The 6,189-nt window shown below is 33.2% G+C and carries 7 protein-coding genes; 1 reads left to right on the top strand and 6 read right to left on the bottom strand.

The genetic code is table 11. The features are described 5' to 3' along the window. The first annotated feature begins 77 nt into the window (after positions 1 to 77). Positions 78 to 719, top strand: a complete 642-nt coding sequence (locus DIU01_RS05190; RefSeq protein WP_290832181.1) for an O-methyltransferase — start codon at positions 78 to 80, stop codon at positions 717 to 719. 4 nt (positions 720 to 723) lie between these two features. On the opposite strand, the gene DIU01_RS05185 is transcribed toward DIU01_RS05190, so the two are convergent. The 6 genes from DIU01_RS05185 to DIU01_RS05160 form a co-directional block, all read right to left on the bottom strand. After that, a complete protein-coding gene (locus DIU01_RS05185; RefSeq protein ID WP_290832180.1) occupies positions 724 to 1,629 on the bottom strand; it encodes a phospholipase A in 906 nt (301 codons plus the stop codon). A 56-nt stretch (positions 1,630 to 1,685) separates the two neighbouring features. Further along, positions 1,686 to 2,252 (bottom strand): phosphatase PAP2 family protein, encoded by a 567-nt coding sequence (locus tag DIU01_RS05180; protein ID WP_290832179.1) that lies wholly within the window; start codon positions 2,250 to 2,252, stop codon positions 1,686 to 1,688. Continuing rightward, positions 2,252 to 2,587: a twin-arginine translocase TatA/TatE family subunit gene (locus DIU01_RS05175; protein ID WP_290832178.1), complete on the bottom strand. Its 336-nt coding sequence runs from the start codon at positions 2,585 to 2,587 to the stop codon at positions 2,252 to 2,254. Before DIU01_RS05175 ends, DIU01_RS05180 begins: the two co-directional genes overlap by 1 nt. Positions 2,588 to 2,660: 73 nt before the next feature. Continuing rightward, entirely contained in the window at positions 2,661 to 4,898 is a 2,238-nt protein-coding gene (locus DIU01_RS05170; RefSeq protein WP_290832177.1) for a M1 family metallopeptidase, read from the bottom strand. A 62-nt stretch (positions 4,899 to 4,960) separates the two neighbouring features. After that, a complete protein-coding gene (locus DIU01_RS05165) occupies positions 4,961 to 5,461 on the bottom strand; it encodes a DUF6702 family protein (protein WP_290832176.1) in 501 nt (166 codons plus the stop codon). A 20-nt stretch (positions 5,462 to 5,481) separates the two neighbouring features. Further along, the coding region (locus DIU01_RS05160; RefSeq protein WP_290832175.1) for a hypothetical protein at positions 5,482 to 6,189 on the bottom strand (708 nt) is incomplete at its 5' end.

Here is a 6,189-nt window from a genome sequence, read left to right as displayed (position 1 = left end):
GTTATTTACAACATCAATGAAACCAATTTTGAAAATTTTGATAAATTTTTAATCGACACTTTTAACAATAACTAATTATGCATTTCCTATCAGAAGAATTAGAACTTTATATCGAGCAACATTCACAGAATGAACCCGAATTATTAGCGCAATTAAACAAAGAAACGTACCAAAAAATATTGCTTCCGCGAATGTTGAGCGGACATTTTCAAGGTAGAGTTTTGAGTATGCTTTCTAAATTAATTCGACCATTAAATATTCTTGAAATTGGAACTTATACTGGATATTCTGCGCTTTGTTTGTGCGAAGGAATGCAAGAAAACGGTTTGCTTCACACCATTGATATTAAAGAAGAATTGGTAGATTTTCAGCGAAAATATTTTGATAAATCTCCATGGGGAAACCAAATTGTGCAACATCTTGGCGAAGCGATTGACATCATTCCAACAATAGATTTGAAGTTTGATTTGGTTTTTATTGATGCTGATAAAGAAAATTACATCAACTATTTTAATCTAATAGTTCCAATGATGAATAAAGGCGGAATTATCCTGTCGGACAATGTTCTTTGGAGCGGAAAAGTCCTGGAAGAAGTTCATCCGAATGATATTTCGACCAAAGTTTTATTAGAATTCAACAAACTTGTAAATGAAGACAAACGAGTAGAAACTGTTTTGCTTCCTATTCGTGACGGATTAACTGTAAGTCGTGTGTTGTAAATTATTACCAATTTGCAAAAGAAATTCCTATTCCGAGCGAAGTTTGGCTGTGATTGTAATCGACTAAAGTTTCACCATAACCATGAAACGCTTGCACGTGACCGCGAAGATGACCTTCTATTGGAAACACATAATTTAATTGCATTCCGCCATATTTAAGCGAGTTAAATGGATGCGTTATGATGGCATTAAATTCGTGGTTATAGTACGTATAAGATAAGTCGAGTTCTCCGTTACCAATATATTTTGTTATTAATGGATTTTCATCTTCTTCATCACTTAGTCGTATCCAAGGTTTAAAGATGACGTCCCAATTTCCAATTTCGTAACCAACGTTGAAGATAATTCGGTTCCAACTTCTTGACAGCGGTAAATCTTTTCCATTCGATTGATGGTTGATTGCGATACTAGTTGTTCGCAATTTTCCTCCAAAAAGTGGTTTGTTTAGTGGGAAATTCAAAATTATTTCGGGTTCGTAATTAAGTTCCCTAAATGATCTTGACAATTTTTTATTGTACACTTGCCAATGTGCTTTTTGCGTATAAGCAATCCATAAATCACCACAACCCCAAAAAATAGATTGCATCACTTTGGATTTAAAACTCAGCTGAAACTTGGCTTCAAAATTGTTGTAATCTTGACGTTCTTCTGAAGCATAATCTGGATTCTCACTAATAGGAAATTTGTTGGTTTTACTTGTCCAACGACCAGCAGTAATGTAAATAGGTTTGTAGGAAACCAATCTAAAAGTTCCTTTTCTAAAAATACTATCTAATTCCCATTGTTGTGAGAAACTCTTTCGAATAATACGGCGTTGATTTACTTGAGGCTGACTTTGTGCGAAACCAATTTGAAAAAATAAAAAAGACACAATAGCACTTAAAATTAACTTCTTAAATTTGGACTTCATTTAGTACTTTTTTTGATTAAGAACATTAATTTTTATTTTTTTTCTTCAGATTTTAATTACTTCAACTGCAACTTATTTACTATAAAATAATTGTATCCTTTGTAGAACAGAAATCCGAAAATACTACCGAAAACATATCCAGTTAGAATGTCTAACGGAAAGTGTAAGCCTAAGTAAATTCTGCTGTAAGCGAATATAAGAGGAAATGAAAACACTAAAAAAGCATATTTATAATAGCGTTTCATAATCATATATACGAAAACTGCCGTTGCCATAGAATTGACGGCATGACCCGAAAAATAACTAAAGGAACTACTTGATTTTACGACTCTAATTATATCTTTAATTTCGGGATCATTACAAGGTCGTAATCGTTGAAATGTATTCTTGAAAAGGTTTGCCGTTTGATCACAAACCACTATCAAAACAGCAATAAAAACTAGTGCTGTCACTAAACTTTTAGTATCTAATTTTTTATACAAAAGATAAAAAACCAATAAAAAAAGCGGCAGCCAATGCAACTGCTTGGTGATTATCAACCAAAATCCGTCGTAAGTTGCCGAACCCAATCCATTCAAAAAAACCAATAACTCTTTATCGAGTGCAATTACTTTTTCGAGCATTACATTTGGCGTTTTATTGGACCCGTTAAATCGTCAATACTAGAAGTAACGTCTTGTTTGATTTGATCTAATGGATTAGTCAAATTAGTATCTAGACTTCCTTTCACGCTTTCTACTTCTGAGTTGAAAACATTAGTTAAATCTTTCATTGAAGTATCCAATCCGTTGGCTTGAGCACTTTTATTGATTTCGCTTTTAATTTCGTTAGTAGCATTTTTTAACTGCGCCATTCCTTTACCCAAGTTACGTGCTATAACCGGAATTTTATCTGAACCAAAAAGCATTAAGGCAATAAAAATTATAAAAATCATTTCGCCGCCACCAATTCCAAACATAATCTAACTGTATTAATTATAAGACTGCAAAGTTACAAACTACCGCAGGTATAAATGAAAATTAATCGTTAATTTAATCAAATTTAGATTTTACTTCTTGTTTTGGCCAAGTGTTGTTAGAAACATCAACGTCTGCAGTTTCAAGTTTTGGGTCAACTACAATTTTTGTAACGGCTTTGCTAGTAGCAAAAGTTCTGTTGGCCGTTTTGTCGTTCATTCTCCAAATTTGTGCTGGGAAATGATGATTTTCTGTAGTTCCGTCTTCAAATGTAAGTTCAACCAAAATTGGCATTACTAATTCACCTGGTTTTTCAAAAGTTACTTGGTAGAAATATTTAGGCGATTTTAATTTGGCTTGCTCTTCTTTAGAAAAAGTTTGATTAATATATTCGTCTAATGCTTTGCTGTCTTTAATTTCAAATGGTTTGTTAAGTGACGGTTTGTAACTTTCACTTCCATCGGCAATCATAAACACCATCGGACCTTCGATTCTATTTCTTCTTCTTCTAGTTTTTAAGAATTCTTCTGTTTCTTTAGATGGTTCGTTGCTTACAAAATACTTTTTCACTTCTTTAATTCCGATGTCATTGGTATCTGTTGTATAAAACCAACCTCTCCAATACCAGTCTAAATCAAATGCCGAAGCATCTTCCATAGTTCTAAAGAAATCTTCTGGTGTAGGATGTTTAAATTTCCATCTATTAGCATAAGTTTTAAATGCGTAATCGAATAATTCTCTTCCCATTACAGTTTCACGAAGAATATTTAAAGCAGCAGCAGGTTTACCGTAAGCGTTATTTCCAAACTGACGAATACTTTCTGAATTAGACATAATTGGTTCTAAACCTTTTTGATCACCGCTCATGTAAGGAACGATATTTTTTGCCGGACCACGATCTGCTGGGAAATTTGGATCCCATTCCATCAATGCCATATATTCCATGAACGAGTTTAAACCTTCATCCATCCAAGTCCATTGGCGCTCATCAGAATTTACAATCATTGGAAAAAAGTTATGTCCAACTTCGTGAACAATAACGCTAATCATTCCGGTTCTAGTTCTTTCTGGAGTAACTCCATCTGGTCCAGGACGACCAAAATTCCAACAAATCATTGGATATTCCATACCTTGATCTTCGGCATTTATCGAAATTGCTTTTGGATAAGGATAATCAAAAGTGTGGCTCGAATAACTTTTTAAAGTATGTGCAACGGCACGAGTAGAATATTCACCCCAAAGCGGATTTCCTTCTTTTGGATAAAGTGAAATTGCCATAGTATTTCTTGTTGCCAACTTTACAGCCATGGCATCATACATGAATTTTCTTGATGTTGAAATTCCGAAATCACGAACATTTGTTGCTTTAAATTTCCATGTTTTTTTCTTGTCAGAAAATCCTTTTTCTGCAGCTTCGGCTTCGGCTTGAGTAACAACAACTACTGGTTTATCGAATGTTTTTTCGGCTAATTGATAACGTTCTAGTTGTGCTTTAGTAAATACTTCACTTCTATTTAATAAATCACCTGTTGCTTCAAGAATATGATCGGCTGGAACGGTAATGTTAACTTCGAAATCTCCAAATGGTAAAGCAAATTCGCCTGAACCCCAAAATTGTTGATTCTGCCAACCTTCAACATCATTATAAACCGCCATTCTTGGATAGAATTGAGCTATGACGTATAAATTGTTTCCGTCTTTATCAAAATGTTCGTATCCAGAACGACCGCCATCAAGACGATAATTATTGATGTTGTACCACCATTTTATAGAGAACGAAATTTTCTCCTTGTATTTTAAGGGTTTGTCCAATTCGATACGCATCATCGTTTGATTAATGGTATATTTCATTGGTTTCCCAGAAGCATCTTTTACATATTCTATATTGAAACCACCGTCAAAATCTTCTTCAAGATATTTTCTTGAAAATCCTTTCGGACTTGCAGCTGGATCGGTTACATTACTTTCAACTAGTGGCGAAAGCGATTTTCTAGATTGCTGATTTTGGTCCAATTGCATCCACATGTAATCTAAAGATTCTTTGGCGTTATTGGTATAAGTCACAGTCTCTTCACCGTAAAGTTTTGTGTTTTTATCGTCAAGTTCAATATTGATTTTATAGTCTGCTTTTTGCTGATAATATTCTGGTCCAGGTGCGCCAGATGCAGTTCTGTACATATTTGGTGTTGCCAACAAATCGTACATTTGCTTAAATTTATCAGGATTTTTTTCGCTTTGAGTTTTTGGTTTTGGTGTTTCTTGAGCAAAAAGAACACATGGCAAAACAAGTAGTAGACTAAAAAACTGCTTCATAATAGTTGACTGTTTGAAGCTATAAATGTACTATTTTTTACTTTAGAACAAACTTTTTGAAATTATTTTAACATTCCGTTAGTTTTTTCAGCAGTTAAAAGTAGACTGTGTTTTTCTCCGTTAAAATTTGCTTGAATGATATTTTGTTGCTCGTCATAAATTTCGGTTAGCACCGAATTCTGAATTTCTAATGTTTTAATTTTAGAAATTTCTTTACTGTTTAGATAACAAATAAGCACATTATTTTCAAGTTCTTTGCTTAAAAAGTTCATTGCTTTTTGTTCTCCATTAACCTTAACAACAAATTTCTCTGCAAGGTATTTTTTCAATAGAACAACATCATTTTCAGATTCTTTGTCTTCACCAAGAAATGTTTTTTTATTGTATTTTTTTTCTAAAGCAATGTTTAAATCGTCTACAAAAATTCGGGTTGTAATTTGCAGCATTTTTTTCTGTTGAGCGAATTCAACTTTGTAAATAGCAACATAAAACTTGTGAACCGTCATGGACGACAGCGTCACAAAAAGCAAAAGCAGAATACTATTTCTAAAAACATTTTTCATGGTTCAAAACTACTAAATTATTAGTCATTAATTTTATTAAATTCTTCTCCTTTTTTTGTCAAATAATCTACCAACGCCAACTGATTTTCTGGTTTTAACAACCATTTTTCTTGTCGTTCATCGGTTGAACAGAAATTTAAAAATCGTCCCACTTCTTCCTCTTTCACTTTTAATGTGTTTGTAAAAAAACTTTCATTGAATGATTTTTTTATTGTAGATAAAAATACTTCAGATGAGTTGACTTGCGTGTACTTGGTGTAGGACACTTTTTTAGAGGAACTTGAACCAAAAATAGCTCTTGTGATATTTACAAAATTCAAACCACCAAGCTGTTGCTGATTAAATCCTTGAATGGGCGACAAAACTCGGTCTTTTACTCCAGTAATTTCAAGCTGTGAAAAATCGATTTTTGGCAAATCAATTTTATAAACTGGTTTCACTTTAATACGTTTTGCATCGTAAGCTAAATCTCCAGAAAGCTTAAACGCACCAATTTTTACTTCATCCAGTTGATTGATATTGACATCCAATTCGACCTTAAAAAGTAATCTTTGAAAATCACTCTCTTTTAAAACCACCGAAACCGATTCGAAAACTACACTTGAAAAAACCAAATTATCACCTTCAATTGCAAATATGGAAAATTGTCCTAAATCATCAGAAACAGAAAATGTTCCTTGAGTTAAATTAGTAACAGTAACACGTTCAACCCTCACAGAATCTGACAC

This window comes from Flavobacterium sp., from assembly GCF_003525665.1.
Lineage (GTDB): Bacteria > Bacteroidota > Bacteroidia > Flavobacteriales > Flavobacteriaceae > Flavobacterium.
The sequence above is the reverse complement of the archived record's forward strand: the minus strand, read 5'-3'. Positions and strand labels throughout refer to the sequence as shown.

Excerpts from the sequence above, each read along its gene's own strand:
- DIU01_RS05175 (WP_290832178.1), bottom strand. The coding sequence starts at position 2,587 with ATGTTTGGAATTGGTGGCGGCGAAATGATTTTTATAATTTTTATTGCC.
- DIU01_RS05170 (WP_290832177.1), bottom strand. The coding sequence starts at position 4,898 with ATGAAGCAGTTTTTTAGTCTACTACTTGTTTTGCCATGTGTTCTTTTT.
- DIU01_RS05180 (WP_290832179.1), bottom strand. The coding sequence starts at position 2,252 with ATGCTCGAAAAAGTAATTGCACTCGATAAAGAGTTATTGGTTTTTTTG.
- DIU01_RS05185 (WP_290832180.1), bottom strand. The coding sequence starts at position 1,629 with ATGAAGTCCAAATTTAAGAAGTTAATTTTAAGTGCTATTGTGTCTTTT.
- DIU01_RS05165 (WP_290832176.1), bottom strand. The coding sequence starts at position 5,461 with ATGAAAAATGTTTTTAGAAATAGTATTCTGCTTTTGCTTTTTGTGACG.
- DIU01_RS05190 (WP_290832181.1), top strand. The coding sequence starts at position 78 with ATGCATTTCCTATCAGAAGAATTAGAACTTTATATCGAGCAACATTCA.